General features: G+C 64.7%; 22 protein-coding genes. 15 read left to right on the top strand and 7 right to left on the bottom strand.

The annotated features are described in order from the left end of the window. Positions 1-14: 14 nt before the first annotated feature. The gene (locus tag ACQGNJ_RS03805) at positions 15-599 is read right to left on the bottom strand and encodes an adenylate kinase (protein WP_426687902.1); all 585 of its coding nucleotides are present in this window, start codon (positions 597-599) and stop codon (positions 15-17) included. Between the two features lie 193 nt (positions 600-792). Between ACQGNJ_RS03805 and ACQGNJ_RS03800 the strand changes: the two genes are divergently transcribed. The 8 genes from ACQGNJ_RS03800 (at position 793) to ACQGNJ_RS03765 (ending at position 12,862) form a co-directional block, all read left to right on the top strand. Beyond that, entirely contained in the window at positions 793-2,070 is a 1,278-nt protein-coding gene (locus ACQGNJ_RS03800; RefSeq protein ID WP_426687901.1) for a 6-phosphofructokinase, read from the top strand. Positions 2,071-2,225: 155 nt separating this feature from the next. Next, positions 2,226-2,639 (top strand): RcnB family protein, encoded by a 414-nt coding sequence (locus tag ACQGNJ_RS03795; RefSeq protein ID WP_426687900.1) that lies wholly within the window; start codon positions 2,226-2,228, stop codon positions 2,637-2,639. Between the two features lie 163 nt (positions 2,640-2,802). Beyond that, entirely contained in the window at positions 2,803-4,854 is a 2,052-nt protein-coding gene (locus tag ACQGNJ_RS03790; protein WP_426687899.1) for a sodium-translocating pyrophosphatase, read from the top strand. 213 nt (positions 4,855-5,067) lie between these two features. Next, positions 5,068-5,610, top strand: a complete 543-nt coding sequence (locus ACQGNJ_RS03785) for a LemA family protein (protein WP_426687898.1) — start codon at positions 5,068-5,070, stop codon at positions 5,608-5,610. Between the two features lie 29 nt (positions 5,611-5,639). Next, positions 5,640-5,831: a hypothetical protein gene (locus tag ACQGNJ_RS03780; RefSeq protein WP_426687897.1), complete on the top strand. Its 192-nt coding sequence runs from the start codon at positions 5,640-5,642 to the stop codon at positions 5,829-5,831. Between the two features lie 44 nt (positions 5,832-5,875). Beyond that, on the top strand, positions 5,876-7,969 hold the full coding sequence (locus ACQGNJ_RS03775) for a prolyl oligopeptidase family serine peptidase (protein ID WP_426687923.1): 2,094 nt from the start codon (positions 5,876-5,878) through the stop codon (positions 7,967-7,969). An 895-nt stretch (positions 7,970-8,864) separates the two neighbouring features. After that, on the top strand, positions 8,865-9,575 hold the full coding sequence (locus ACQGNJ_RS03770) for a helix-turn-helix domain-containing protein (RefSeq protein ID WP_426687896.1): 711 nt from the start codon (positions 8,865-8,867) through the stop codon (positions 9,573-9,575). Between the two features lie 179 nt (positions 9,576-9,754). Then, a complete protein-coding gene (locus ACQGNJ_RS03765) occupies positions 9,755-12,862 on the top strand; it encodes a TonB-dependent receptor (RefSeq protein ID WP_426687895.1) in 3,108 nt (1,035 codons plus the stop codon). Between the two features lie 110 nt (positions 12,863-12,972). Here the strand turns inward: ACQGNJ_RS03765 and ACQGNJ_RS03760 are convergent, their stop codons facing one another. Both ACQGNJ_RS03760 and ACQGNJ_RS03755 read right to left on the bottom strand, forming a co-directional pair. Further along, positions 12,973-13,809, bottom strand: coding sequence for a hypothetical protein (locus tag ACQGNJ_RS03760; protein WP_426687894.1), 837 nt, complete (start codon positions 13,807-13,809; stop codon positions 12,973-12,975). Between the two features lie 292 nt (positions 13,810-14,101). Next, a complete protein-coding gene (locus ACQGNJ_RS03755) occupies positions 14,102-14,965 on the bottom strand; it encodes a DoxX family membrane protein (RefSeq protein WP_426687893.1) in 864 nt (287 codons plus the stop codon). Positions 14,966-15,118: 153 nt separating this feature from the next. Between ACQGNJ_RS03755 and pdxR the strand changes: the two genes are divergently transcribed. From pdxR to ppa, 3 genes are all read left to right on the top strand, one after another. Further along, positions 15,119-16,591, top strand: a complete 1,473-nt coding sequence (gene pdxR / locus ACQGNJ_RS03750) for a MocR-like pyridoxine biosynthesis transcription factor PdxR (protein WP_426687892.1) — start codon at positions 15,119-15,121, stop codon at positions 16,589-16,591. Between the two features lie 41 nt (positions 16,592-16,632). Further along, entirely contained in the window at positions 16,633-17,487 is an 855-nt protein-coding gene (locus tag ACQGNJ_RS03745; RefSeq protein WP_426687891.1) for a 2OG-Fe(II) oxygenase, read from the top strand. 96 nt (positions 17,488-17,583) lie between these two features. Beyond that, positions 17,584-18,120 (top strand): inorganic diphosphatase, encoded by a 537-nt coding sequence (gene ppa / locus ACQGNJ_RS03740; protein WP_426687890.1) that lies wholly within the window; start codon positions 17,584-17,586, stop codon positions 18,118-18,120. Positions 18,121-18,193: 73 nt separating this feature from the next. Here the strand turns inward: ppa and ACQGNJ_RS03735 are convergent, their stop codons facing one another. Together ACQGNJ_RS03735 and ACQGNJ_RS03730 are read right to left on the bottom strand one after the other, a co-directional pair. Continuing rightward, complete coding sequence (locus ACQGNJ_RS03735; RefSeq protein WP_426687889.1) at positions 18,194-19,216, bottom strand: DUF2333 family protein; 1,023 nt, start codon at positions 19,214-19,216, stop codon at positions 18,194-18,196. Between the two features lie 37 nt (positions 19,217-19,253). Further along, positions 19,254-20,162: a LysR family transcriptional regulator gene (locus ACQGNJ_RS03730; protein ID WP_426687888.1), complete on the bottom strand. Its 909-nt coding sequence runs from the start codon at positions 20,160-20,162 to the stop codon at positions 19,254-19,256. A gap of 99 nt (positions 20,163-20,261) precedes the next feature. On the opposite strand from ACQGNJ_RS03730, the gene ACQGNJ_RS03725 reads away from it, so the two are divergent. Both ACQGNJ_RS03725 and ACQGNJ_RS03720 read left to right on the top strand, forming a co-directional pair. Then, positions 20,262-21,482 (top strand): MFS transporter, encoded by a 1,221-nt coding sequence (locus ACQGNJ_RS03725; protein ID WP_426687887.1) that lies wholly within the window; start codon positions 20,262-20,264, stop codon positions 21,480-21,482. A 63-nt stretch (positions 21,483-21,545) separates the two neighbouring features. After that, positions 21,546-22,562, top strand: coding sequence for a zinc-binding alcohol dehydrogenase family protein (locus ACQGNJ_RS03720; RefSeq protein WP_426687886.1), 1,017 nt, complete (start codon positions 21,546-21,548; stop codon positions 22,560-22,562). 54 nt (positions 22,563-22,616) lie between these two features. Here ACQGNJ_RS03720 and ACQGNJ_RS03715 read toward each other — a convergent pair whose 3' ends face one another. Both ACQGNJ_RS03715 and ACQGNJ_RS03710 read right to left on the bottom strand, forming a co-directional pair. After that, positions 22,617-23,237, bottom strand: a complete 621-nt coding sequence (locus ACQGNJ_RS03715; RefSeq protein ID WP_426687885.1) for a ferritin-like domain-containing protein — start codon at positions 23,235-23,237, stop codon at positions 22,617-22,619. Between the two features lie 76 nt (positions 23,238-23,313). Then, complete coding sequence (locus tag ACQGNJ_RS03710) at positions 23,314-23,994, bottom strand: TetR/AcrR family transcriptional regulator (protein WP_426687884.1); 681 nt, start codon at positions 23,992-23,994, stop codon at positions 23,314-23,316. Between the two features lie 263 nt (positions 23,995-24,257). On the opposite strand from ACQGNJ_RS03710, the gene ACQGNJ_RS03705 reads away from it, so the two are divergent. Together ACQGNJ_RS03705 and ACQGNJ_RS03700 are read left to right on the top strand one after the other, a co-directional pair. Beyond that, complete coding sequence (locus ACQGNJ_RS03705; protein ID WP_426687883.1) at positions 24,258-24,917, top strand: protein-L-isoaspartate O-methyltransferase family protein; 660 nt, start codon at positions 24,258-24,260, stop codon at positions 24,915-24,917. Between the two features lie 34 nt (positions 24,918-24,951). Further along, on the top strand, positions 24,952-26,253 hold the full coding sequence (locus ACQGNJ_RS03700; RefSeq protein WP_426687882.1) for a TolC family outer membrane protein: 1,302 nt from the start codon (positions 24,952-24,954) through the stop codon (positions 26,251-26,253). Positions 26,254-26,298 lie beyond the last annotated feature (45 nt).

The raw sequence follows: 26,298 nt of genomic DNA, 5'->3' as shown, positions 1-26,298 counted from the left end.
GGAGCGGAAGCTGCTCAGCCGTTCGCCGCAGCGGGCTCGTGGTGCAGGGCCTGCTGAACGCGCGCGGTGACTTCGCCCAGTTCGCCGACGCCATCGACCACCTGCAGCTTGCCGCGGCTGGCGTAGAAATCGGCAACCGGCGCGGTCTGCTCGGCGTAGATCGCCAGACGCTTGCGCACCGTATCGGGATTGTCGTCGGCGCGGCCCTCCGCCTTGAAGCGGATCTCGCAGCGACCGATGATCGCCTCGTTCGGCACGTCCAGCTTGACCACCGCGTCCAGCGGCTGACCCAGTTTGGCCAGCAGGTGATCGAGCGCATCGGCCTGGGCCAGGTTGCGCGGGTAACCGTCGAGAATGAAACCGGCCTTCGCGTCGGCCTGGGCCAGCCGCTCTTCCAGCATGCCAAGCAGGATGTCGTCGGAAACCAGCTGGCCGGCGTCCATCACCGCCTTGGCCTTGAGCCCCATCGCGGTGCCCGCGGCCACCGCGGCGCGCAACATGTCGCCGGTCGAGATATGCGGTACGCCCAGCGCCGTCTTCAGTCGGGCTGCCTGCGTACCTTTGCCCGAACCGGGCGCACCAAGTAGGACGAGTCGCATAATGCTCCACAAGTTCGACGCACTGCCGCACACTGCCGCAGTCCGTCCGATATCCCGGATAGTGTGCGCCAAATTAGCCGCTGCACCCCATGCCGTCAAACGGCGGCAACCCGCTTGTGCGCACAAGTCACTGTCGCTCAAAACATTTGTCATCGACCATCCGCACCGCTCCACTGCCCGTATCGAGGAACCCATGAGCCCGAGTCGCCGTTCATCCGTCCCCACCGGCAATCTCCTGTACGCCCAGTCCGGCGGCGTCACCGCGGTGATCAACGCCACTGCCGCCGGCGTGATCGAAGCGGCCCGGCGCAAGGGCGTGCAGGTCTACGCCGCGCGCAACGGCATTCTCGGCGCGCTGCGCGAGGAGTTGATCGACACCTCGAAGGAAACCACCGCGGCGATCGCGGCGCTGCGCCACACGCCGGGCGGCGCGTTTGGCTCGTGCCGCTACAAGCTGAAGTCGCTGGAAGACAACCGCGCCGAATACGAGCGGTTGATCGAGGTGTTCCGCGCCCATGACATCCGCTGGTTCCTCTACAACGGTGGCAACGACTCCGCCGATACCGCGCTCAAGTTGTCGCAGATCGGCAAGACGCTCGGCTACGACATCCGCTGCATCGGCGTGCCGAAGACCGTCGACAACGATCTGGCGGTCACCGACTGCTGCCCCGGCTTCGGCTCGGTGGCGAAATACACCGCCATTTCCACGCTGGAGGCCAGCCTGGACGTGGCCTCGATGGCCGAGACCTCGACCAAGGTGTTCATTCTTGAGGTGATGGGTCGTCATGCCGGCTGGATCGCCGCCGCCGCCGGGCTGGCCGGCGAGGGCGCCGATGCGCCACCGCACATCATCCTGTTCCCGGAGAACACCTTCGACGAAGCGGCTTTCCTGGCGAAAGTGAAGGCCACGGTCGAGCGGGTCGGCTGGTGCACCGTGGTCGCCTCCGAAGGCGTGCGCAACACCGCCGGCCAATTCCTCGCCGAAGCGGGCACCCGCGATGCCTTCGGCCACGCGCAACTGGGTGGCGTGGCGCCGGTACTGGCCGCGCTGGTGAAGGAGCAGCTTGGCTACAAATACCATTGGGCGCTGCCGGACTACCTGCAGCGCTCGGCGCGCCATGCCGCGTCGAAAGTCGATGCCGAGCAGGCCTACGCCGTGGGCAAGGCCGCGGTGGAGTACGCACTGGCCGGGATGAACGCGGTGATGCCGGTGATCGTGCGCAGCGCCGACGCGCCTTATCGCTGGAAGATCGAAGCGGCTCCGCTGGCGAAGATCGCCAACCGCGAAAAGAAGATGCCGAAGCATTTCATCACTCGCGATGGCTTCGGCATCACCGCCGCGGCGCGGCGCTATCTGGCCCCGCTGATCCGTGGCGAGGCACAGCTGCCCTATGGCAAGGACGGGCTGCCGCGTTACGTGACATTGAAGAACGCTCTGGTGCCGAAGAAGCTGGCCACGTTCCAGCGCTGAATCCGCAGGACGATGACGGCTGTTGCGATGCTGAGCAGCAGCTGAAATCGCTCCCGCGGGATCGGGTTGCGTTCAGCCGCAACTTCCTACGATGCCCCTGCCCCGGTCGAAAGCCGCATTGTCGCGGCCACATGCCGAGGGAAGGAGCCCCGCAGATGAAAATCTTCGCCCGCCTGCTTGTCGCGGTTGCCCTGATCACCACCGGCAGTTTCGCCGTGGCCGGCCCAGCTCCCGGGGACCATGACCGGGGCCATGACCGTCATCATGAAAATCGGCGCCATGACGAGTGGCGCCAGGACCATCGTCGCCACGACAGCCGCCGCGACTACCGTCGCCACGATGACTGGCGCCATGTCCGCAGTCATGGCTACGCCGGCCCACGCTACTACGGCCACCCGCATCGCTGGGAGCGCGGCCATCGCTATTACGGCCCCACCTATGTCGTGCGCAACTACGACTACTACCGGCTGCGCCATCCGCCGCGCGGCTATCACTGGGTGCGCGCCAACAACGACTACCTGCTGGTCGCCGTCGCCACCGGCATCATCCTGGATATCGCGCTGCGTTAGCTCCGCGACGGGTTGAACGAAGCAAGGGCCACGTACCGCACGTGGCCCTTTTCTTTTCGGGGATGGCGCTGCGCCGCACAACAGCCTGCGCCGGATCGTCTGCCTATACTCCCCACTGACCGCCCGTTCCGGACGGCCACTTACAACCCATGGGGAGGCTCCGATGCTGCAGCAGTATGGCTGGTGGATCGTCGTTGCGTGTGCGGTGGTGGCGGTTTTGTATGGTGCGCTTTCGGCGCGCTGGATCCTGGCGCAATCGCCGGGCAACCAACGGATGCAGGAAATCGCCGCGGCGATCCAGGAAGGCGCCCGCGCCTATCTCAATCGCCAGTACACCACCATCGGCCTGGTCGGCGCGGTGCTGCTGCTGTTGATCGGTTTCTTTCTCAGCTGGCCGACCGCGATCGGATTCCTGCTCGGCGCGCTGCTGTCCGGCGCCGCCGGTTATATCGGCATGAACGTCTCGGTACAGGCGAACGTGCGCACCGCCGAGGCGGCCCGTGGCGGCCTCGGCAAGGCGATGGATGTCGCCTTCCGCGGCGGCGCGATCACCGGCATGCTGGTGGTCGGGCTGGCCCTGCTCGGCGTGGCCGGCTACTGGCTGCTGCTCAACCGCATGGGCATCACCGGTGAACCGGCGTTGCACGCGCTGGTCGGCTTCGCCTTCGGCAGCTCGCTGATCTCGATCTTCGCGCGCCTGGGCGGCGGCATCTTCACCAAGGGCGCCGACGTGGGCGCCGACCTGGTCGGCAAGGTCGAGGCCGGTATTCCCGAGGACGACCCGCGCAACCCGGCGGTAATCGCCGACAACGTGGGCGACAACGTGGGCGACTGCGCCGGCATGGCGGCCGACCTGTTCGAAACCTACGCAGTGACGGTGATCGCCACCATGCTGCTGGGCAGCCTGATGGTCAGCGAAGTGGGCGCCAATGCCGTGCTGTATCCACTGCTGCTGGGCGGGGTGTCGATCATCGCCTCGATCATCGGCACGCTGTTCGTCAAGGTCAAACAGGGCGGCTCGATCATGGGCGCGCTGTACAAGGGCGTGATCGTCTCGGCGATCCTCGCCGCCGCCGCGTTCTATCCGATCACCATGCAGTTGATGCCGGACTTCAGCCACGGCGCGACGAGCCTGTGGGGCTGCACCCTGATCGGTCTTGGCCTGACCGGTGCCATCGTGTGGATCACCGAGTACTACACCGGCACGCAATACAAGCCGGTGCAGCACATCGCGGCGGCTTCCACCACCGGCCACGGCACCAACATCATCGCCGGCCTCGGCGTGTCGATGAAGTCCACCGCCTGGCCGGTGCTCGCGGTATGCGCGGCGATCTGGAGTGCGTTTGCCCTGGGCGGCCTGTACGGCATCGCGATCGCGGCGACCGCGATGCTGTCGATGGCCGGCATGATCGTCGCGCTGGATGCCTACGGTCCGATCACCGACAACGCCGGCGGCATCGCCGAGATGGCCGATCTGCCGCCGGAAGTGCGCGGCGTCACCGACCCGCTCGATGCGGTCGGCAACACCACCAAGGCGGTGACCAAGGGTTACGCGATCGGCTCGGCGGCGCTGGCGGCGCTGGTGCTGTTCGCCGACTACACGCACAACCTCAGCCAGCACTTCGGCGGCTCCGTGGTGAGCTTCGACCTGTCGAACCACTACGTGATCATCGGCCTGCTGATCGGCGGCCTGATTCCGTACTTGTTCGGCGCGATGGCGATGGAGGCGGTAGGACGTGCCGCCGGCGCGGTGGTGGTCGAGGTGCGCCGCCAGTTCCGCGACATCCCGGGCATCATGGCCGGCACCGCCAAGCCGGAATACTCGCGCGCGGTGGACATGCTGACCAAGTCGGCGATCCGCGAAATGATCGTGCCGTCGCTGCTGCCGGTGCTGGTGCCGGTGCTGGTGATCTTCGGCTTCAAGTGGCTGGGCGGTCCCGAGGCGGGCGCGCAGGCACTGGGCGGCGTGTTGATCGGCACCATCGTCACCGGCCTGTTCGTGGCGATCTCGATGACCACCGGCGGTGGCGCGTGGGACAACGCGAAGAAGTACATCGAGGACGGCCATCACGGCGGCAAGGGTTCGGAAGCACACAAGGCCGCCGTCACCGGCGACACCGTGGGCGACCCGTACAAGGACACCGCCGGCCCGGCGGTGAACCCCCTGATCAAGATCATCAACATCGTCGCCCTGCTGCTGATTCCGCTGCTGTAACGGCGCGGTACGACACGGCTTCCGGCAGGGGACCGCGTCGAAGTTGACCGCTCACCATGGGCGGCGGCCCGGACCATCCGGACCGCCGCCTCTTTTTTTGCTCCGCCATCCGAACAGTGACAAGATGCGCCGGTACAGGGGAACCACCATCACGCCGAGAGTTCTCGCCCGCAGCGCTTGCGTTGCGCCTGCGCCGCCAGGGGTTTGCATACGATGATCGCCACTCTTGCCCTGCTGGCGCTGGCCATCAACGTCGGCTGGATGTTCAACCGGCTGGTGCGCGACCGCAACCAGGTGCACACCGCGTGGAGCGACGTGGACGTCCAGCTGCAGCGTCGCCACGACCTGGTACCCGTGCTGGCCGAATCCGTGCGCGGGTATGCCACCCACGAAGGCGATCTGCTGGCCCGGCTCGCCGCCGAGCGGAGCGCCGCCCGGACCAGTCATGGCGCGGCCTCGCGCGGCGCGGCTGAAACCGTGCTGGGCCAGGATGTGACTCGCCTGATTGCGCTGGGCGAGGCCTATCCCGAGCTCAAGGCGAGCAGCAACTTCCTGCAGCTGTCGCGCGAACTGGTCGATGTCGAAGACGCGATCCAGCACGCGCGGCGCTTCTACAACGGCTCGGTACGCCAGTTCAACACGCACCTGCAACGCTTTCCCGACCTGCTGGTCGCCCGCGCGCCGAAGTTCCAGACGGCCAAATTCTTTGCCGCCGACGACGATGCGCGGCCGCTGGTGGCGGTGGTGCTGAACTGACTCGTTGGCCTGCTGACCGGGAGCTATCCGTGCGCCTGTTCCACGCCTGCTGCCTGCTGACCCTGCTCGCCGCCTCGGTCACACCCGGTTCCCGTTCCGGCTCGGGCGAAGGTTCCAGCGGCGGGATGGTGGCGGTAGCTGGTAATTTCATCCGCGCCAGCTGTGCGACAGTCCTCGCATCACGCAACGACAAGTTCAACGACATGGGAGCGACACCATGAAATCACTCTGGTTGATGCTGGCGCTAGGCGTCACACTGACGGGCATGAATGACGCCATCGCCCAGCAAGACAAGCAAGCCGCCGGCTCGGCCGCGGACTCCAGCAGCAGCGACGATCCGTTCCTGTGGCTCGAGGACATCCACGGCGCCCGCGCGCTGGATTGGGTCAGGCAGCAGAACGCGGCGAGTGCGCGCCAGTTCGTCGACAACGACGAGTTCGCGCGCACCCGCGACGGCATTCTCGAGGTGCTCGATTCCGACGCGCGCATCCCCTACGTCAGCCGGATGGGCAACCACCTGTACAACTTCTGGCGCGACAAGACCCACCCGCGCGGTATCTGGCGGCGCACCACGCTGGCCGAATACCGCAAGGCCGCACCGGCGTGGGAAGTGCTGCTGGACATCGACGCGCTGAACAAGGCCGAGAACAAGCGCTGGGTGTTCAAGGGCGTGCAATGCATGAAACCCGCGTTCGAGCGCTGCCTGGTGTCGTTGTCACCGGACGGTGGCGACGCCATCGCGGTGCGCGAATTCGACATTCCGCACAAGCGCTTCGTGAAGAACGGATTCGAGCTGCCGGTGGCCAAGACGCAAATCGGCTGGATCGACCAGGACACGGTTTACGTCGGCACCGATTTCGGACCCGGCTCGATGACCGAATCGAGCTATCCGCGGATCGTCAAGCAATGGCATCGCGGCACACCGTTGGCCAAGGCCACCACCGTGTACGAAGGCAAGCCCACCGATCTTGCTGTCAGCGCGTACCACGACCGCACGCCGGGCTACGAGCGCGACTTCGTGTCCATCGCCAGGGACTTCTTCCACAGCGAAATGTACCAGCGCATCGGCGGCAGCCTGGCCCGCGTCGAAGTACCCGATGACGCCGAAGCCAGCGCCCATCTGGAATGGCTGCTGGTACGCACGCGCTCGCCATGGACGGTGGACGGCACGACCTACCCCGCCGGCGCGTTGCTGGCCACGCAGTTCGATCGCTTCATGGCCGGCAAGCGCGCATTCACCGTGTTGTTCCAGCCGGACGCGCACACCTCGCTCGACTCTTACGCGTGGACGCGGCATCACTTGATCCTCAACCTGCTGGACGACGTCAAGAGCCGGCTGGACGTGCTGACGCCGCCGTTGATGGCAACCCCCGACGGCGACTGGAAGCGCGAGGCGATGCCCGGCGCACCGGCAATGAGTTCGATCAGCGTGGTCGACACCGACCCCGATCACAGCGACGAATACTGGCTCGACGTCACCGGTTTCCTTGCCCCGTCATCGCTGCAACGCGGTGTGCTCGACAGCGCGCCGGCCGAGACGATCAAGCAGGCACCGGCGTTCTTCGATGCGGACAAGTTCAGCGTCAGCCAGCATTTCGTGCAGTCGAAGGATGGCACCCGTGTGCCCTACTTCGAGATCGCGCCGAAGGGTCTCGAGCTCGATGGTTCCAACCGCACCCTGCTGTATGGCTACGGCGGCTTCGAGATCTCGCTGCAACCGCAATACAGCGGCAGCGTCGGCCGCGCCTGGCTGGAACGCGGCGGCGTCTACGTGATCGCCAACATCCGCGGCGGCGGCGAATACGGCCCGCAATGGCACCAGGCCGCACTGAAGGCCAACCGCCCGCGCGCCTACGAGGACTTCGCCGCGGTGGCCGAAGACCTGATCAAGCGCAAGGTGACCTCGCCGAAGCATCTCGGTGCCGAAGGCGGCAGCAACGGCGGCCTGCTGATGGGCAACATGCTGACGATGTATCCGCAACTGTTCGGCGCGATCGCCTGCGAGGTGCCGCTGCTGGACATGAAGCGCTACATCCACCTGTCGGCGGGCGCCTCGTGGATGGCCGAGTACGGCAACCCCGATGGCGCCGACTGGAACTTCATCAAGACCTTCTCGCCGTACCAGAACGTGAAGAAGGACGGCCGTTACCCGCCGGTGCTGTTCTACACCGCCACCAGCGACGACCGCGTGGGTCCCGTGCAGGCACGCAAGATGGCCGCGAAGATGCAGGCGCAAGGCCACCCGAACGTGTGGTTCTACGAGAACCTCGAAGGTGGCCACGGTGCCGGCGCAGACAACCAGCAATCCGCGCACATGCATGCGATGGCGTACGACTTCCTGTGGGATCAGTTGAAGTAGGCGGACGCTGCCTGTCGTTCGTGTGTTGCGCTGCCTCGCCCGTGCGGCGGACAGCGCGCGCATCTCCTTCAGCCTTCGGGCGCTGACTTTTCAGTTCCAGCGCCGCCGACCCATGCCTTGGAACGCAGGCGATACCCGCTGGGATCAGTGCCCAAGTGATCCTGCGCATCCGCAGGATCCTGCGCGATTCATCGCGCACTTCAAGCCACCCGATCTGCACGGCCATCGGCACCCTCTGGACCTGCTGTCACAGACATTCCACTGCAGCCATCGCTCATTCGTGCCTGTGCCGGGACAACGACGAATTGATCCTGCCAGTTGGCCTTCTGGCGAACCAGCACGTGCCCGTGTTTCGCAGTAGACAGCCCGGGTTTCGCAACGATTTTCGAATCCGTGTTTCCAACCTTCCGGCATCACTCGCAAGGGGTGGCGCCGGCGAGCACAGGTGTCGTGGGCAGCGATCGAATCATCCGACCCTACCCGAAGCTCGCCGGACAGCAGGCTGACGCGGATTCGGGTCGATGACCCCGGAAATCATCCAGCCAGCCATCCAGCCATCCGGACAATCGTCGGCAAGGCGACAACGGGCACGCGACCAGGATTTGCCATGGCCGACGCACCTGGAGGCGGCTCAAGATCGAGTCCGACTGACGGCAGCCTTCTCGCGCGGTGCCGACGATCCACAATCTTCGCCGGAATACCCCACGGGATTTGGCTCTATCGGATTCGAGGGAATTGGTCATTGATCGGGTTAATGCGGACGCCTACTTTCACCCGGGATTTCTCTAACGAAACCTTGACGAATCGCCGCATTTCCCGGTCTCGCCTGAACACATCACTCACTTCCCCAGACCTCCGGCGAGGCTGCCCTTCCCTGCTCATGGAGTAGTCGTGCATGTCGACGATGGCGCCCCGCATCGAGACGCTGCAACCGTTACGTTTCGAACGTGACCGCCATGCCCCGGGTTTCCCCCCGGAGCGCCTGCCGGTTGACAAAGCCTTTCTCGAGCAGCCACCTGCCCAAGCAGTGCTGACGTCCACGCTGCGCCAGCCGCGCGCGGATGCCGAGGCTGGCCCCGACGACGCACGCGATCTGGCCATGCGCATGCGCTTGCTGATTGCACGCGAAGGCGGGGTCTCGGCGCTGGCCCGGCGTTGCGGCTGCTCCGAGGGCTCGGTGCGCAGCTGGCGCGACGGTCACAGCGATCCCTCCCGCGCACGCTGCGTCGCGCTGGCGCGCGGACTGAATGTCTCCTTGCCATGGCTGATAGCCGGCGAAGGGTCGATGCATCCGCAGAACAATGAGCACCGCGACGGCACTTTCAACCAGCCCACGCCATCGCCCCCCACAACCATGATCGCGCCCGTCGCGACGTCCAGCCCCGCCGGCATCGACGCCCAGCGCCTCGCTGCCACCCTGAAACTGCTTCAGTCCTACATATGCCTGGTGGGCGGCTCGTTGAATGTAGAGCAACGCGCGGAAATCGTGGCCGAGCTCTACGACCTGCTCTGCGACGCGAGCGAACCGCAGGTCGTCGATCGCCTCATAAACCTCCACGGCAAGCTCGGCGCCCAGCTGCGCAGCGGGCGCACGAGCTTGATCTGACGCGTGCCCGCCATTCCGCAATTCGATCCGGCGTGAGCAGATCTGTTGCGCATCCCGGCTCGAAACCACCTGAAACCCGGTCACACCGAAAGCCGCATTCGGTTCGCCGTTCGTCGCATTGATCGAGTTTCGTCACTCGGCCTCCGGGCCTTCAACAGCAATGGGGAGATTCATTTCACATGAGCAGTCACCAGAAAAAACGCAGTCCCTTGTGGCGGCACACCGCGCTCGTCCTGGCGCTCAACATGAGCCTGGGCGGTGTCGCCGTTGCACAGTCCACTTCGGGCTCCATCTTTGGCCAGGCACCGGCGGCCGCCGGCGAAACCGTCGTCGCCACTAACTCGTCGGGATTGACGCGCGAAGTCGCCGTCGACAGCTCGGGGCGCTATCAGATCAGCAACTTGCCGGTCGGGATCTACACGGTCTCGCTCAAGCGAGATGGTGCCGTCATCGATTTGCGCCAGAATGTCGCTCTGTCGCCAGGTGCTGGCGCCGCGGTGGCGTTCACCGCTCCTTCCGCGGCACCCGGAACAACCTCACTGGGCGCCGTGACGGTGCAGGCCAATGCACTGCCATCAATCGATGTCTCCAGTGTCAACTCCAGCACGGTCATCACGTCAGCTGACCTGCGCAGGTTGCCGATTGGCCGCAACGCCGAATCCATTGCGCTGCTCGCCCCGGGTACCGTCGGCGGCAGTCAATTCTTCGCCAAAGGCAATGCGGTCTCCTTCGGCGGCTCGAGCGTGTCCGAGAATGCGTACTACGTGAACGGCTACAACACCGGTGAGCCATACAAGAATATCGGTGGTTTCCAGCTGCCCTATGGCGCGATCGACCAGCAGGAGACGCTGACCGGTGGTTACAACGCAAAGTACGGTCGCTCCGACGGAGGCGTGCTCAACCAGATCGGAAAACGTGGCACCAACCAATGGCATTTCGGCGCCCAGGTGTCCTGGCAGCCGCGGTTCCTCGAGGGAACGCCGGTCAACAATCATTACGGCCACCCGGCGATTCCGGCGCCGATCGCCAACCCCGATAGTCTCGACGGCCTGACTCACTATCAGATCGAGGACGCGCGCAAGCCGGGGACGTTGAACCAGTACCGCAACGGCAACAAGGAGTGGCAGACCATCTACTCGGCCTATCTCGGCGGCCCGCTGATCAAGGACAGGTTGTTCATGTTCCTGGGAGCAGAGACCACCAGAACTCATGCCACCAATGTCGAGTTCGCGGCCAATCAACAAGTCCAGTACAACCGGGACAAGGACTCGAAGGTCTATGCCAAGCTGGACTGGAACATCACGGACACCAACATTCTCGAGCTGACGGCGCTGGACAACCATTCCGCCACTGGCGCGGGTTCCACCTATGCGTTCGACACCGACACACTGAAGTCCGGCGCCTTCGTCACGAACAACGACGTGACAAAGGACAACGCCCGGTTCTACATCGGCCACTTCACCAGCTACATCACCGATGCAGCTACGTTGAGCATCGAATACGGCAAGGCCAACTTCCACGACCCGGTCGTTTACGCCAACAAAAGCACGCTGCCATTCATTTCCCGTGCGGACAACCAGAACCCGGCCTTTCTGCCGCCCGGGACCGGGTCAAACGGCATCGTCAACGATCAGACCAACATCAACTGGACCTCGCCGCAGGCATCCAACGCCACCCACGGCCTGCGCGTCGACTTCGACTACAAGCTGGGTGATCATGACCTCGCCGTCGGCATCGACAACATGAGCTACAAGGCCAGCCATCAGGGCCCCGACCAGACCAATCCATTCAATCCGTCGATCAATTACTACTGGCGCTACTATCCGGGCAATATCGTGCGCAAGCGCAATATCGGGTGGGCCACCAGCATGACGATGACCCAGAAAGCCTTCTACCTGCAGGACGACTGGCAGGTTACGCCCAACCTGTTGCTGGATATCGGCATCCGCAACGACCACTTCACCAACTACAACGACCTGGGCAAGGCTTTCGTCGACGAGAAGAACCAGTGGGAGCCGCGCATCGGTGCAAGCTGGGACGTCATGGGTGACTCGTCGTTCAAGGTCTACGGCAACATGGGCCGCTACTACCTCGCGCTGCCGGACAACGCCGCGGAGCGCGCGGCGAATCGCTCCACCTATGAAGTCACGACGTACAACTACACCGGCATCGATCCGAACGGCATACCGACTGGCCTGACGCAGGTCGGCGGTGTCACCTCGCCAGATGGCGAGTTCGGTCTGCCGAAGGACCCGCAGCAGGTCACGGCGCGCAACCTGAAACCGGAGTACGTGGACGAATTCATCGTTGGCTTCGACAAGAAGCTCAATGACGAGTGGATCTATGGTGCCAAGGCGACCTGGCGGGACCTCAAGACCGCCATTGACGACGAATGCTCGCCGGGCCAGATCGCCGCGAAGATGACCAGCATGGGCCTGAATGCCGCCGACTACTCGAATTCGCTTTACGGGGCGTCTTACTGTCGCCTCATCAATCCGGGCCTGACCAATACCATGCTGGTCACCAGGAATGATGGCAGCGGCAACGTCATCGTGCCGATGAGCACGAAGGACTGGGGCTTCAACCAGGGCGTCAAGCGCAAGATCGGCGCGCTGAACCTGTACATGGAGCACCCGTTCGACGGCACCTGGATGGGTCGTGTCGATTACACCTTCAGCAGGGGCTTCGGCAACACCGAAGGCCAGGTGCGCTCCGACTTCGGCCAGGGCGATGTTTCCAAGACCGAGGACTGGGATTCATGGCAGCTCATGGATGGCCAGAACGGCGAGCTGAGCAACATTCGCAAACACCAGATCCGCTTCCGCGGCGCCTACCAGATCACGCCGGAATGGCTGGTGTCGGGTACGCTTCTGGCGCAGTCCGGTACCCCGAACGAATGCCTCGGCTATTACGGCACGGCCGGCGTCGGTGATCCGACCGGGTACAACAATGGCGGCAGCGGCAACTACCACTGGTGTCATGGCATGCGCCTGCCACCTGGTTCCGTCGGCCACACGCCGTGGACCGAGCAGGTCAATCTCGGCGTTCACTACATGCCGGCGTTCGCCGACCACCGGCTGGGTCTCCACCTGGACGTCATCAATGCGCTGGACCAGCAGAGGGCGGTGCAGACGCAGCCGGCCGGCGAAGCTGCCTTCAACAACTACCTGGCTCCGGACGGCACGACCCCGGCTCCGGCGCTGATCTCGATCAACAACAGCTATGGCCAGGGAATCTTCTGGCAGCCACCGCGCACCGTGCGTCTGTCGGTGACCTACGACTACTGATGGCCGACACGGCTGAAACCAGCCCGACCAGCCACCGGCCTTTTGGCGGGTGGCTGGTCGCCTAAAGGCAAATGAATTCGCCAACGTCAGCCTCCTTCATCATGGCGGGATCAACGATCTGTCGAAGGGCAGCATCCCGGGTCTGCGGCATCGCTCTCCGCTCGAGGCGGCGCCACGTGCCACAGGACAATGGCCGAGGCCACGGTGAGCAACGTGAACATCCAAAGCCGACCTGTTGAGAGGTCGGCGGGTGCGGGTGCTATCGCCGCGACGCTGTAGGCGATGTTCGCTGCGGTGTGGAAGAGCATGTTGGACAGTATGCTTCGGCCACCATGGTGATAGGCCCAGGCGAACAGAAAGCGCATTGCGACCGTGACAACGAAGAAGATGTGGAACGGCGTATACCCTTGTATGGCGCCCCTGGTCACGATGAAGAAAAGCGGCAGATGCCATAACGCCCAGATCGAACCCAGGATTGCGGTGGAAGCCCGGAGTGGCAGAACGGCAACGGCATCCAGCCTGTCGGACAGCAGGGCCCATCCATACTCCTCTGCCAGGGTGCCGCCCAGTACGAACTGGAACAGATAGCTGAGCGGAAAGCCCGCCAGGGTCATGGTGAACTGCGGTGCCTGACCGGCGAACCGCGCATGCAGCAACTCGACAATGATCGCCAGTATCGGCATCAGGAAGAACGCAACCAGAAAGACACTCCACCCCATCCGCGGGTCGAGGGCGCGAGCGAAGAAGTCGACCATCCGCCGCAAGCCGCCATCATGAAAGGTCGTCGCGGCTGCACCCACCAATGGGCCGAATGAGCCGATGAAAAGCATCGGCAACAAGGGAAGCGAGATGAATTTCCTGGTGATGAGCCAGGCGACCAGCCAGAACGCCCATGCGAAACCAAAGGCAATGGCCAGGTAGAGGGTGATAGAACGTGATTTCCGCATGGGCCTGTGACCTCCCTCCCGATTCGAAGACGCTGGTTTCCGCGCTCAAGTGCATCGCCGGAGCGCAGTCACGCATGGGCAAATGGCGGCACCTGGTGAAGCCCCACGGAGCACAATCTCGCTCACGGGGGATTTGTCCTGTCGATTGCGATCACCGGACAAGCAGGCCGGGCCACTCCGAATGCGGGAGTGACAACGGTGGCGCGATCGCGGTGCGGCCGTGTTGACGAGACGACAGCGCACCCCATCCGGCGCGGTTCGCCGGCGCCGATGCGCAGTTCCACCACCCGCATCAGGCAGGGGCGACTTCGCCTTGCGGGTGATCGTCCCGACTTCCGCCCATCGCAGCGAAGTATCCGGCCATCAGCCATGCGCCTCCGGTCAGGGCAATGGCAATGCACAGGCTAGTCCACTCCGACTGGCTATGGGGACTCGCCAGCACGCGCGGAATGTGCACGATGAGCACCCAGCTCCCGAACATGATGCCCAGCATCACGGCGGCCAGGCGCGCCTGTATCCCGCTCAACAGGGCCACCCCGGCGGCGATGTGCGCACAACCGGTGAAATACACCCAGAACACCGGCGAGCCGGGAATCCAGCCTGGAATGATGCTGGCGACGTATTCCCGGTAGATGAAATGCAACGCACCAAACGCCGGCAGGGAAATGCCGAAGCCATAGCGCCCAATGTCTGCCAATCGGTCGAGTCGGGCGGTCCATGGCATGCAGGTGGCCGAGCTCACCGACAGTGACTGCACCAGGATCCATGCCCCGCTGCACAAGGCCAGGCACTCCAGGGCCGGGGTCCACTTGCTTCCGCTGTGGAGGTGCACGACCACGATGGGCACCTGCAGGATCAACCAGAGGGTCAGCAGGCCACCCAGGGCGATCGCCCACCGACGAGGTCGGAGCCGATCGACAAGGACACACGCTCCGCACACCACCAGCAACAAGGCGATGACAAAAGTCCACCACTTGTGCGCAGGCAGACCGTCAGGCAACGGCTCCAGTCCGAGGACGGGAGCGGAGAACGCGAAGCTGAGCACGCCAAAGCCCAGCATGCCGATGCTGAAAAGACCACGACCAAGACGTCTGGCACTTCCCATCGGGCCTCCTGATCGGATGGAGTAAACAGTTGGTTGCATCGGTTTCTTCATGCGTGTTCGGGCGAAGTTGGCAAGCCTGAACTGGCTGGCACAGGAGTTCGGGCGCGCCTGGGCATGTCGCCGACCCGGGCAGACTAGGTGGTATGACATCCTTCATCCATAGCCAATTTCAGCCAATTCGCAGGAGCCAATCGGAGGCTCGACATGTTTCTGGAACTGGATGGTCATGGCCCGCATTACGCACAGCTCGCACGCGCCATGAAGGCGGCGATCCTCGACGGCCGCATGGCTGCCGGTTCGCGTCTGCCGCCCACGCGTGTCCTGGCCCAGGAGCTTGAACTTTCGCGGACGACCGTACTGGCCGCCTATGAACAGCTGCGCGCGGAAGGCTTCATCGACGCCCGTGTAGGTTCGGGAAGTTACGTCACCACGCTGCAGCCAGGCGCCGCCTTGCAGGCACCGGTGCAGATGGTCAGTGCACCTTCACGCTACGCGGAGCGCGCCCGTCAGGTACAGGATCGCAGGATGGCCGTGCTGCACCGCGGATTGCGTTATCACATGAATTACGGCGAGCCCGCCATCAACCCCATGCTCAGCAATGCCTGGGCCCGCGAACTGGCCTGGGCGGCGACCTATGTGCCGGCGAGCGGCGCGACGGCCCAGGGTCTCCCTGCGCTGCGCCAGCAGGTGTGCGACTACCTTGCCCGCCGACGCGGCGTGCAGGCACTCCCCGAGAATGTCGTCATCGTCAGCGGAGCCCAGCAGGCATTTTCGCTGGCCGCCCGTGTGCTGCTGAATGAGGGCGACAGCGTGGTGTTGGAGGAGCCGCACTATTTCGGCGCCTATCAGGCAATGGTCGCGCATGGTGCTTGCATTTGTGGCGTGCGCACCGATGAATACGGACTGATCTGCAGCGAATTGCCTGCCACCGCACCTTCGCTGATCTGCGTGACACCATCGCACCAGTTCCCGACCGGTGCCGTGCTGTCGCTGGCACGCCGTCTTGAACTTCTGCGCTATGCCGACGCGCACCAATGCTGGATTCTCGAAGACGATTACGACGGCGAGTTTCGCTATGACGCCCAGCCGCTGGCTGCCTTGCGCGCACTCGATCAGGCCGATCGGGTGATCTACGTCGGGACTTTCTCCAAAGTCCTGTTCGGTACCCTGCGGCTGGCCTACATGGTCCTCCCCGTCGCGCTGCGGAACGATTTCATCGCGGCCAAGTTCCTCCATGATTTCTCCTGCCCCGGCTTCGAACAGGCGGCTCTGGCCCACTACATGGAACATGGCGGATTCGAGCGGCACCTGCGCGTGGTTCGCAAGGAGCTCAAGACCCGCCGGGAGGAACTCATCCGCGGCTTGCACCAACATGTCGGCGAGCGCGTGGAGATCGTCGATTCACCGGCCGGCATGCATGTGGTCGTGTGGTTCCGCGATTACGACAGGGCCCAGGCGGAGGCACTGCTGGAACTCGCCTGCTCGCGCGGTCTGGGCATGTATTCGATGGCGCCGCACTACCTGAACCCACCATCGCGGCAAGGTCTGCTGCTTGGCTATTGCGGCCTGTCGACCAGCGAGCTGCGCGACGCCATGAGGCTGTTTGGCGCCTGCATGGACGAGATCGACGCGCGAATGATTTCGGGAAACACCCGCGGTACCGATGCCCATGCGTGAAGTAAGCTTTCCATCTGGTCAACCAGGAATCCGCACCACCCATGCACCCACGCACCACGATCACCCCCGAACTGCGCGACTGGATTCTCACCACGACGCGGGACGGCCACAGTGTGGCTGAAGTGTTGCGGCTGATGAAGGACAACGGCTATGACCCGCGACAGAGCCGCGGCATCGTCGCCGAGGTGCTCAAGCTGTCGCTGGCGGCGCTGAATGCACAGGCGACGGGCGCTTCGCCGCGCGGCTTGCGCACCAGGCACCCGGAAGCGCCGGAAGTCGATGTCGAAGGACATGTCGTCGGCGTTTCGCTCAGTGTCGAGACGCCGGCGCTGCGCGTACTGGAGAACATCCTCGACGCACAGGAATGCGATGAACTGATTGCGCTGGCGCAGCCCCGGCTGAAGCGCGCGTTGACGGTGGCCGGCGATGGCAGCAACCAGGTCGACCAGCGGCGCACCAGCGAAGGAATGTTCTTCGCGCTGAACGAGCTGCCGCTGGTCGGCCGGATCGAACAGCGGCTGGCCGCGCTGCTGGATATTCCCGCCAGCCACGGCGAAGGACTGCAGATCCTGCATTACCTGCCCGGCCAGGAATACGAGCCGCACTTCGACTGGTTCGATCCGCAACAACCCGGCTTCGACGCGATCACCGCGGTGGGTGGCCAGCGCATCGCCAGCGTGGTGATGTATCTGAACACGCCGCTGCAAGGCGGCGGCACCGCCTTCCCGGAACTGGGCCTCACCGTCACCGCCCGTCGCGGCGCCGCCGTGTACTTCGCCTACGAAGGCGGCGATCAGAGCTCGCTGCATGCCGGCCTGCCGGTGCAGCGCGGCGAGAAATGGATTGCCACCAAGTGGCTGCGCGAACGCCCGTACGGATATCCGCGTCCGGCCTGACCGAACCCATCCACGCCGGCCCGCGTTGCTGCGACGCAGCAGTTTTGGCGTATCCTTGCAGATCCTGTTTCCCCTCAACCTTCTCAAGGACAGTCCATGGGTCTGCATCTCGTCCCCGCCGGCCGCGACGTGCCGCACGAAATCAACGTCATCATCGAAATCCCCAAGGATGCCGAACCGATCAAGTACGAAGTGGAAAAGGAGAGCGGCGCGATCTTCGTCGACCGCATCCTGTCCACCCCGATGCGCTACCCGTGCAACTACGGCTACGTGCCGGGCACGCTGGGCGGCGACGGCGATCCGCTGGACGCGCTGGTGATCCTGCCGCTGTCGCTGATTCCCGGTTCCGTGATTCGCTGCATCCCGGTCGGCATGCTGAAGATGTCCGACGAGGCCGGCAGCGACGAGAAGCTGATCGTGCTGCCCGCGCCGAAGATCTTCCCGGGCTACGCGCACATCACCGACATGAAGGGCGTCTCGCCGCACTGGCTGGAGCGCATCGGCCACTTCTTCGAACACTACAAGGATCTGGAGAAGGGCAAGTGGGTGAAGATCGATGGCTGGGTCGGCGCCGACGAAGCCAAGGCCGAGATCGTGGCCGGCATCGAACGCTACAAGGCCAGCCAGGCCTGATCATCTGATGCAGCAACGGCTGCGTCACCGCAGGGTGACGCGCCGTTTTCGCATGGGTCCGCGGCGTGGCAACTCAGCCGCGCTTGAGCAGTTCGCGCAGGTCGATCAGCGCCGCGTTGGCGCGTGACACGTAGTTCGCCATCACCAGCGAATGGTTGGCGAAGAAACCGAACGGCGAACCGTTCAGCACCATCGGGCTGTGCAATGGACGCTGCGCTTCTTCCAGTTCACGGATCACCTGATCCAGGCTGACGTCGGCGTGCTTGCTGCGCAGGATCGGGCCGAAATCCTGGCGGATCGCCTTCAACTGCTCGAGCAGGGTCCAGGTGTAGCCGCGCGCCTCGTAGAAGTTGTCGTCGATCTTGTTCCAGGGCGTCTTCACCAACCGCTCGCCCGACGGGCCATGCATGCCGCCGGATGCCAGCGGTGTGTCGGAAGCGGAGGCATCGCCTATCCGGAGCTGTCCCACGCTGGCCGATAGCCGCTGCGACAGCGAACCCAGCCGCGACGAAACCAGCTGCAGATAATCCGCCAGATTGTCGGCGCGCGCATAGAAGTGGGCATTGCTGTCGTCGGCGTCGCCAAGCCGACCCAGATAGCCGTCCAGATGGCTGATCGCCTTGCGGTACTGGCTTTCCGAACTGGGCAGCAGCCAGCGGTCGTTGGGGCTGTTCAACAGCGGATCGGCCTCGGCCAGATCCTTGTCTTCGGTCGACTGCGTCTGCGAACGGCTGAAGTCGTTGCGCAACGCGCGCACCAGGTCGCGCGAGGCAGTCAGTGAGCCGAATTCCCAGTTGGGCAGGTTGTCCATGAACACGCCCGGCGGCAGCTTGTCGTTGCTGAGATAGCCGCCGCGCTTGTCCAGCAGGGTCTGCACCGAGGTGATCAGGGTCACCGTGGTCGTTGCACCGGTGCTGACCGGACGCTTCAGCCCCTGCATCTGCGCCTGGGTCACCGCCATCGGATCGAACAGCGGCGGTTCGGCATCCCACCACCACATCAGGGCTGCCACGCCAAGCATCAGCAGCGCGACCAGCGCGAGGATCGCGCGACGGATGCCGCGGCGTGGAGAGGTGCCCATGTTTTCTGATTGCATCGCGCAACTCCTGCGGGGATGGCGCAAGCTTACCTGCTCATCGCTCCCACGGCGGTTGGCCGCCGAGCCGCTCGGCCAGGAAGTCGACGAAGGCGCGCACCCGCGGCGGCACCAGGCGGCGTTGCGGCATTACCGCGTGGATGCCGGTGGTGGCGATCGAATAGTCGGGAAGCACCCGTTGCAATCGCCCCGTGCGCAGCTCTTCGTGCACGTGCCAGACCGAGTGCTGCGCGATGCCCAGCCCGGCCACCACCGCGTCGCGCAGCAGTTCGCCCAGATTGCTCTCGAAGCGGCCATGCACCCGCTGGGCGATCTCCTTGCCTTGCGGGTCGCGAAAGCGCCACACGTCCTGGCGCCCCTGGCTGCCGACCAGCAGCAGGCAATCGTGTGCGGCCAGATCCGCCGGCGTGCGCGGGTGACCATGCCGTTCGAGGTAAGCCGGCGCGGCGCACAGCACGCGATGGTTGAGCGCCAGCTGGCGCGCCACCAGCTCCGAATCGCCCAGCGCGCCGATGCGGATGCCCAGGTCGAAACCGGAGCCGACCAGGTCCAGTTGCTCGTCGGTGAGGTTCACGCTGAGCTTGATCCGCGGATGCCGGGCAAGGAACTCGGGCAACAGCGGCGAGATGTACTGGCGCCCGAACGAAGCGGACATGGTGACCCGCAAGGTCCCGCTGAGTTCAGTGGCGGCCCGGCGCAGGCCGTCAGTCAGCGCCTCCAGATCCTCCACCAGTGCGCGACCCTGCGCGGCCAGCGCCGCGCCTTCGGGCGTGGCATGCAACTGGCGGGTGGTCCGGTGCAACAGCCGCACGCCCAGTTCGCGTTCCAGTCGTTTCAGGCGCTGGCTGGCCACCGCCACGGAGAGGTCCAGGCTGCGCGCGGCGGCGCTGATCGAGCCCAGGTCGAGCACCCGCAGGAACAGGCTGAGGTCACCGATGCGGTCCATGATTGTCAATCATCGGTTGAGAATGATTAGCCATCTTGGTGGTTTGTGCGGAAAACGCAAATCCCTACTCTGTGCGCACCCCTCTTCAGGCTTGTCGCCATGCATTCCCCCTCCGCCCGGCCACGTACCCCGCTGGCGCTGTACGCCCTGACCGCCGGCGCCTTCGGCATCGGCACCACCGAATTCGTGATCATGGGCCTGCTGCTGCAGGTTTCCGCCGACCTGCATGTGAGCATCGCCGCCGCCGGACTGCTGATTTCCGGCTACGCGCTCGGCGTGTTCGTCGGCGCGCCGCTGCTCACCGCAGCGACCAGCCGGCTGCCGCACAAGTCCGCCCTGATCGCGCTGATGGTCCTGTTCACGCTTGGCAATCTGGCCAGCGCGCTGGCGCCAAGCTACGCCGTGCTGATGGTCGCGCGGGTAATCACCTCACTGGCCCATGGCACGTTCTTCGGCGTCGGCGCGGTAGTGGCGACCGGGCTGGTAGCCGAGGATCGCAAGGCCTCGGCGATCTCGATCATGTTCACCGGGCTGACCGTGGCCACCTTGCTCGGCGTGCCGGCCGGGGCCTGGCTGGGCCTGCATCATGGCTGGCGTGCGACATTCTGGGCGGTCGCCGCGATCGGCGTGTTCGCCACCGTGATCATTGCCACGCTGGTGCCGGCCGACCGCGGCAACCAGCTGCCGATGAAATTTGCCGAGGAATTGAAGGGCATCGCCCATCCGCAGGTGTTGCTCGGCCTGCTGATCACCGTGCTCGGCTTTGCCGGCGTGTTCGCATTGTTCACCTACATCCAGCCGCTGCTGACCCGGCTGACCGGCTTCGCCGACAGCGCGGTGTCGCCGATCCTGCTGGTGTTCGGCAGCGGCATGGTGATCGGCAACCTGCTCGGCGGGCGACTGGCGGACAAGCGACTGGTGGCGACGCTGCTGGGCACGCTGGCCGCGCTGGCGATCGTGCTGGGCACGATGACCTTCGCGTTGCACAGCAAGCCGGCGATGATCGCCTTCAGCTTCGTGTTCGGCATCGTCGGATTCGCCACCGTGGCGCCGCTGCAATTGCGCGTGCTGCAGAAAGCCACCGGTGGTCAGGTCCTGGCGTCGAGCTTCAACATCGCCGCGTTCAACCTCGGCAACGCGATCGGCGCGTGGCTGGGCGGCGTGGTGATCAGTCACGGTCCCGGCCTGGGCGCAGTGACCTGGGTAGCCGCCCTGTTGCCCGTGCTGGGCCTGGGCGTGGCGCTGTGGAGCGTGCGGCTGGAGCGCATTGGCTCACGTCGCTCCACGCCGCTCAACGCCGGCGTCGAAACAGCTTGCTGACGCGCCGAAGCGCAGACTTCAGGTGCGCTCCTCGAAACCCTCACCAGCGACATCGGAGATCCCATGAAAGCGATCGGCCTCACCCGTTACCTGCCCATCATCGATCCGCAATCACTGATCGATATCGAACTGCCACGCCCCGCCGCGGGAGAACACGATTTGCTGGTGCGCGTGGAAGCCGTGTCGGTTAACCCGGTCGACACCAAGATGCGTTCGCCGAAGCCGCAAGTGGAGAACCCGCCCAGGGTGCTGGGTTATGACGCGGCCGGCACGGTGGAGTCCGTCGGCGCGGCGGTGAGTGGTTTCCAGCCAGGCGACCGCGTGTACTACGCCGGTGACATCACCCGCTCCGGCAGCAATGCCGAATACCACGTGGTGGATGCCCGCCTGGTCGGCCACGCGCCGCGCTCGCTCGCGCTGGCCGACGCCGCGGCGCTGCCACTCACCGTGCTCACCGCCTGGGAGCTGCTGTTCCAGCGCATGCCATTCGACAGCGAGCACGGCGGTGAAGGGAAGTCACTGCTGATCATCGGCGGCGCCGGTGGCGTGGGCTCCATCGCGATCCAGCTGGCGCGCCGCGCCGGATTTGCCGTGATCGCCAGCGCGTCCCGCGCCGAGACCGCCGACTGGTGCCGCACACTTGGCGCACAGCACGTGATCAACCACCGCGAGGCGCTGGCGCCGCAGTTGCAGGCGCTGGGTTTCGAGCAGGTGGACGCGGTGCTCAATCTGGCCGATACCGATCGCTACTGGGACGCGATCGGCCAGTTGCTGGCACCGCAAGGTCATGTCGGGCTGATCGTGGAGCCCGCGGGCACGCTGAAGATCGGCGACCCGTACAAGGCCAAGTGCATCGGCATCCACTGGGAAATGATGTTTGCGCGTGCCCGCTACAAGACGGCCGACCAGGCCGAACAGGGGCGCATCCTGGATCGCCTGGCCAGCCTGATCGACGCCGGCGAATTGCGCGGTACACGTACCGCGACGCTGTCGCCGATCAACGCGGCGAACCTGCGCGAAGCGCATCGCCAGCTGGAATCGGGCAGCTCGATCGGCAAGCTGGTGCTCGCCGGTTGGTGAAACAAAACAGGGTGGCCTCGACCACCCTGTTGCTTGTTCGACGGCGAACCCTGATCAGCGGCGCTTCGCTCCGCCCTTGCCCGATCCGGACTTCTTGTTCGATGCCGGCTTGGCCGGTTCGCCTTTCTTGCCGAAATCTTCCATCAGCGTCTTCATGTCCTCGGCGTGCTCTTCCTCCACCGCCAGGATGCCTTCCAGCATGCGCTTGGTAGTGGTGTCCTGGTCGCCGACGTAGTTGATGATCTCGCGATAGCTGTCGATGGCGATGCGCTCGGCAACGAGGTTCTCCTCGATCATCCCGGCCAGGTCGTCCGGCACCACGAACTCGGCGTGACTGCGACTGGACAGGCCATCCGGCGAGAAATTGGGCGTGCCGTCGAGCTGGGTGATCCGTTCGGCGATCAGGTCCGCGTGACCCTGCTCCTCGTTGGCGTGTTCGAGGAACTCGGCGGCCACGCTCTTGGCATTGATGCCGGAAGCGAGATAGTGGTGCGCCTTGTAGCGCAGTACGCAGACAAGCTCGGTGGCCAATGCCTCGTTGAGCAACTTCAGTACCGTCTCCCGATCCAGCGTGTAGCTGTCAGTGACCGCGCCACGTTGCATGTGCTCGCGCGCACGCTGCCGGATGGTCTTGATGTCGGAAAGAAACGGCTTGGACTTCGACTGAGTGCCCATGGGTGACCCCTTGCGTGACGTTGGCTGCGATCACGCCAGTCTAGTCACCCGATGTGGCGATGGCGTCAAGGCCGGCTCAGTCCGCGACACCTTCAGACGGCACCGGCACACGGGGAAGATAGGCGCGCAGGAACATCTGCACGCCGGCGCGAGCCGTAGCCTCGATTTCCGCGGCGTGGGAATCCGGACATTCGGCGCAGCCGAACATCTGCCGCATCATCAGATTGCCCTTGATCAGGCTGAGGAATTGCGTGCTGGCGCGCGGCACGTCATCGATATCCAGCTGGCCGGCGTCAACCGCCTGCTGCAGCAGGCGTTGCATCAGGCCGTGGGTGCGCGTCGCGCCCTCTTCCCAGATCAGCTTGCCGTAGCGCGGATTGCCCTGGCGGCAGTCGCTGAGGATGGCGCGGAAGGTGCCGACGGTTTCCGCATTGCAGTCGAGATGGGCATGGATCAAGGCCACCCGCAGCAGGGTTTCACGGATGTCGTCGTGCGGAGCGAAGGTATAGGTGTCTTCCGGCAGCAGATCCTCGATGCGCGAGCGGATCACTTCGCGGAACAGGTTGTCCTTGTCGCCAAAGTGGCTGTACACGGTCAATTTGGACACGCCAGCGTCGGCGGCGATCGCGTCCATGCTGGTGCCCGCGAAGGCATTGCGGATGAACAGCGCCTTCGCTGCCACGAGAATGGCGGCCCGCTTCTCCATGTCCTTGGGACGACCGGGACCTTGGACCTTGATTTGCGCGCTACTGCTCATGCCTCCACCTTCACAAACGGGATTTATCGCTTTATTATACGCCCCGGTTCAATTATTTTCCAGAATGGGTACCGGCGCTGACTTCGCGGCTGGGCGCAGCCCGGCACCGCAGGTGACTGGCGTCAACCACTCCCGATGACTTCCGGCACTTAGTAGGCCGCCGCGCAACCGGCAGGCTGTCGCTGTCGGAGCGCGTCATTGTGGGAGCGTGCGCTAGCGCTTATCCTTTTTGACCTTTTTCGATCCGCACGGGACACGAGCAGATGGCGATGAATATCGAGCAGGCGCGACTCAACATGGTGGAGAACCAGGTGCGCCCGTGGGAAGTGCTGGACGCCCGCGTGCTGGACGTGATCGCTCGCGTGCATCGCGAGGATTACGTCGCCGCCGAACATCGCCAGCTTGCCTTCGCCGACCTGTGCCTGCCGCTGGGCCACGGCGAGGTGATGATGAAGCCGGTGGTGGAAGGTCGCGTGCTGCAGGCGCTGGAGCTGCTACCCGCTGATCACGTGCTGGAAATCGGCACCGGCTCGGGCTTCCTCACCGCCTGCCTGGCCGGCTTGTCGGCGCAGGTCACCAGTGTCGACATCCATGCCGACTTTTCCACGGCCGCCGCCCGGCGACTGCAGGCCGCCGGCGTGTCCAACGCCAGTCTGCTCACCGGCGAGGCGGTCAACGAGTGGCAACCGGAAGGTCTGTTCGATGCCCTGGTGGTGACCGGTGCCGTGCATGTCATCCCGCCACGCTGGCTGGCCTGGCTCAAGCCGGGCGCGCGCGCGCTGGTGGTGCGTGGCGAATCGCCGGTGCAGCATGCCACGCTGCTGACCCATGAAGGCGCCGGACGCTATCGCGAAGAGACCCTGTTCGAGACCGATCTTCCCTACTTGAGTCATGCCGAGCCGCCACCGCGGTTCGTGTTCTGATTTCATCCACGAATCGATATTCACGAGGCAACTCATGCGTTTGAAGCTGCTCACTCTTGCACTGGCCCTGGCCGCCGTCTCGCTGCCCAGCCACGGTGAGGATCTGCTGGATGCTTACCGCCAGGCGCGCAGCAACGACCCGGTGCTGTCGCAGGCCGATGCCAGCAGGCTGGCAACCGGCGAAGGCGTGAGCCAGGCTCGCGCCCTGCTGCTGCCACAGATCAGCGCCAGCATGAGCCTGAACCAGACCAATGGTGGCAACCAGGTCGGGCACAGCCGCACGCGCTCGATCAACGGAACGCTGAGCCAGAGCGTGCTGGACTTCAGCAAGTACGCGAACCTCAAGGCTGCCCACTCCGCCGCGAATGTACAGGACGAGCTGTACGCATCCGCCGGGCAGAATCTTTACGTGCGTGTGGTCTCTGCCTACTTCGGTGTGCTGACCAGCGAAGATGGGCTGACCTACGCCAAGGCCAACGAAGATGCCTTCCGCCAGCAGTTCGAGCAATCCGACCAGCGCTTCAAGGTCGGCCTCTCGGCGATCACCGACGTGTACCAGGCCAAGGCCTATTACGAGGCGGCCAAGTCGCAGACGATCGCCGCGCAGAACCAGCTCAACGACGCCCGCGAGGCGCTTGCCCAGATCACCGGCACGCCCACCGGCGAGCTGAAGAAGCTGCGCGACGACCTGCCGATGGAGCCGCCGTCCCCGGCCGACCAGGACGCCTGGGTCAAACAGGCGCTGGAGACCAATCCCGACCTGCTGGCGCAAAAGAGCAACGTGGAAACCGCGCAGCACAACATCAGCGCCGCGCGTGCCGCCCACCTGCCGACGATCAGCGCCGGGATCAGCTATGGCAAGGGTGCGGGCTGGTCCGATGGCAACGCCGCAGCGCGCTACCGCGATCCGGCCTCGACCACGATCGGGCTGACGCTCAATGTGCCGATCTTCTCCGGTGGCGCCATGCAGTCACGCGTGCGCCAGTCGATCTACCAGCGCGACGGCGCCGTCGATGCGCTGGAAGCGCAGCGCCGCCAGATCGTGCGTGACACGCTCAACTACTATCGCTCGGTGATCGCCGGCATCGCCCAGGTCGAGTCGGCCAAGGCATCGGTGGACTCCGGACGCAAGGCTCTGGAGGCCACGCGCGCCGGTTTCGAGGTCGGTACCCAGACGATGACCAACGTGCTGCTGGCGATCCAGACGCTGACGTCGTCGGAGAGTAGCTATTCGCAGGCGCGACACCAGTTCATCCTGAACAAGCTGCTGCTCAAGCAGACCGCCGGCACGGCGGACGTGAAGGATATCGAGCAGATCAACGCCCTGTTGCAATAAGTCGCGGCGCTGCACGCTGCAAAACGGCCGGGCATGTCCCGGCCG

The organism is Rhodanobacter ginsengiterrae (genome assembly GCF_050026815.1).
GTDB lineage: Bacteria > Pseudomonadota > Gammaproteobacteria > Xanthomonadales > Rhodanobacteraceae > Rhodanobacter > Rhodanobacter ginsengiterrae.
The sequence above is the reverse complement of the archived record's forward strand: the minus strand, read 5'-3'. Positions and strand labels throughout refer to the sequence as shown.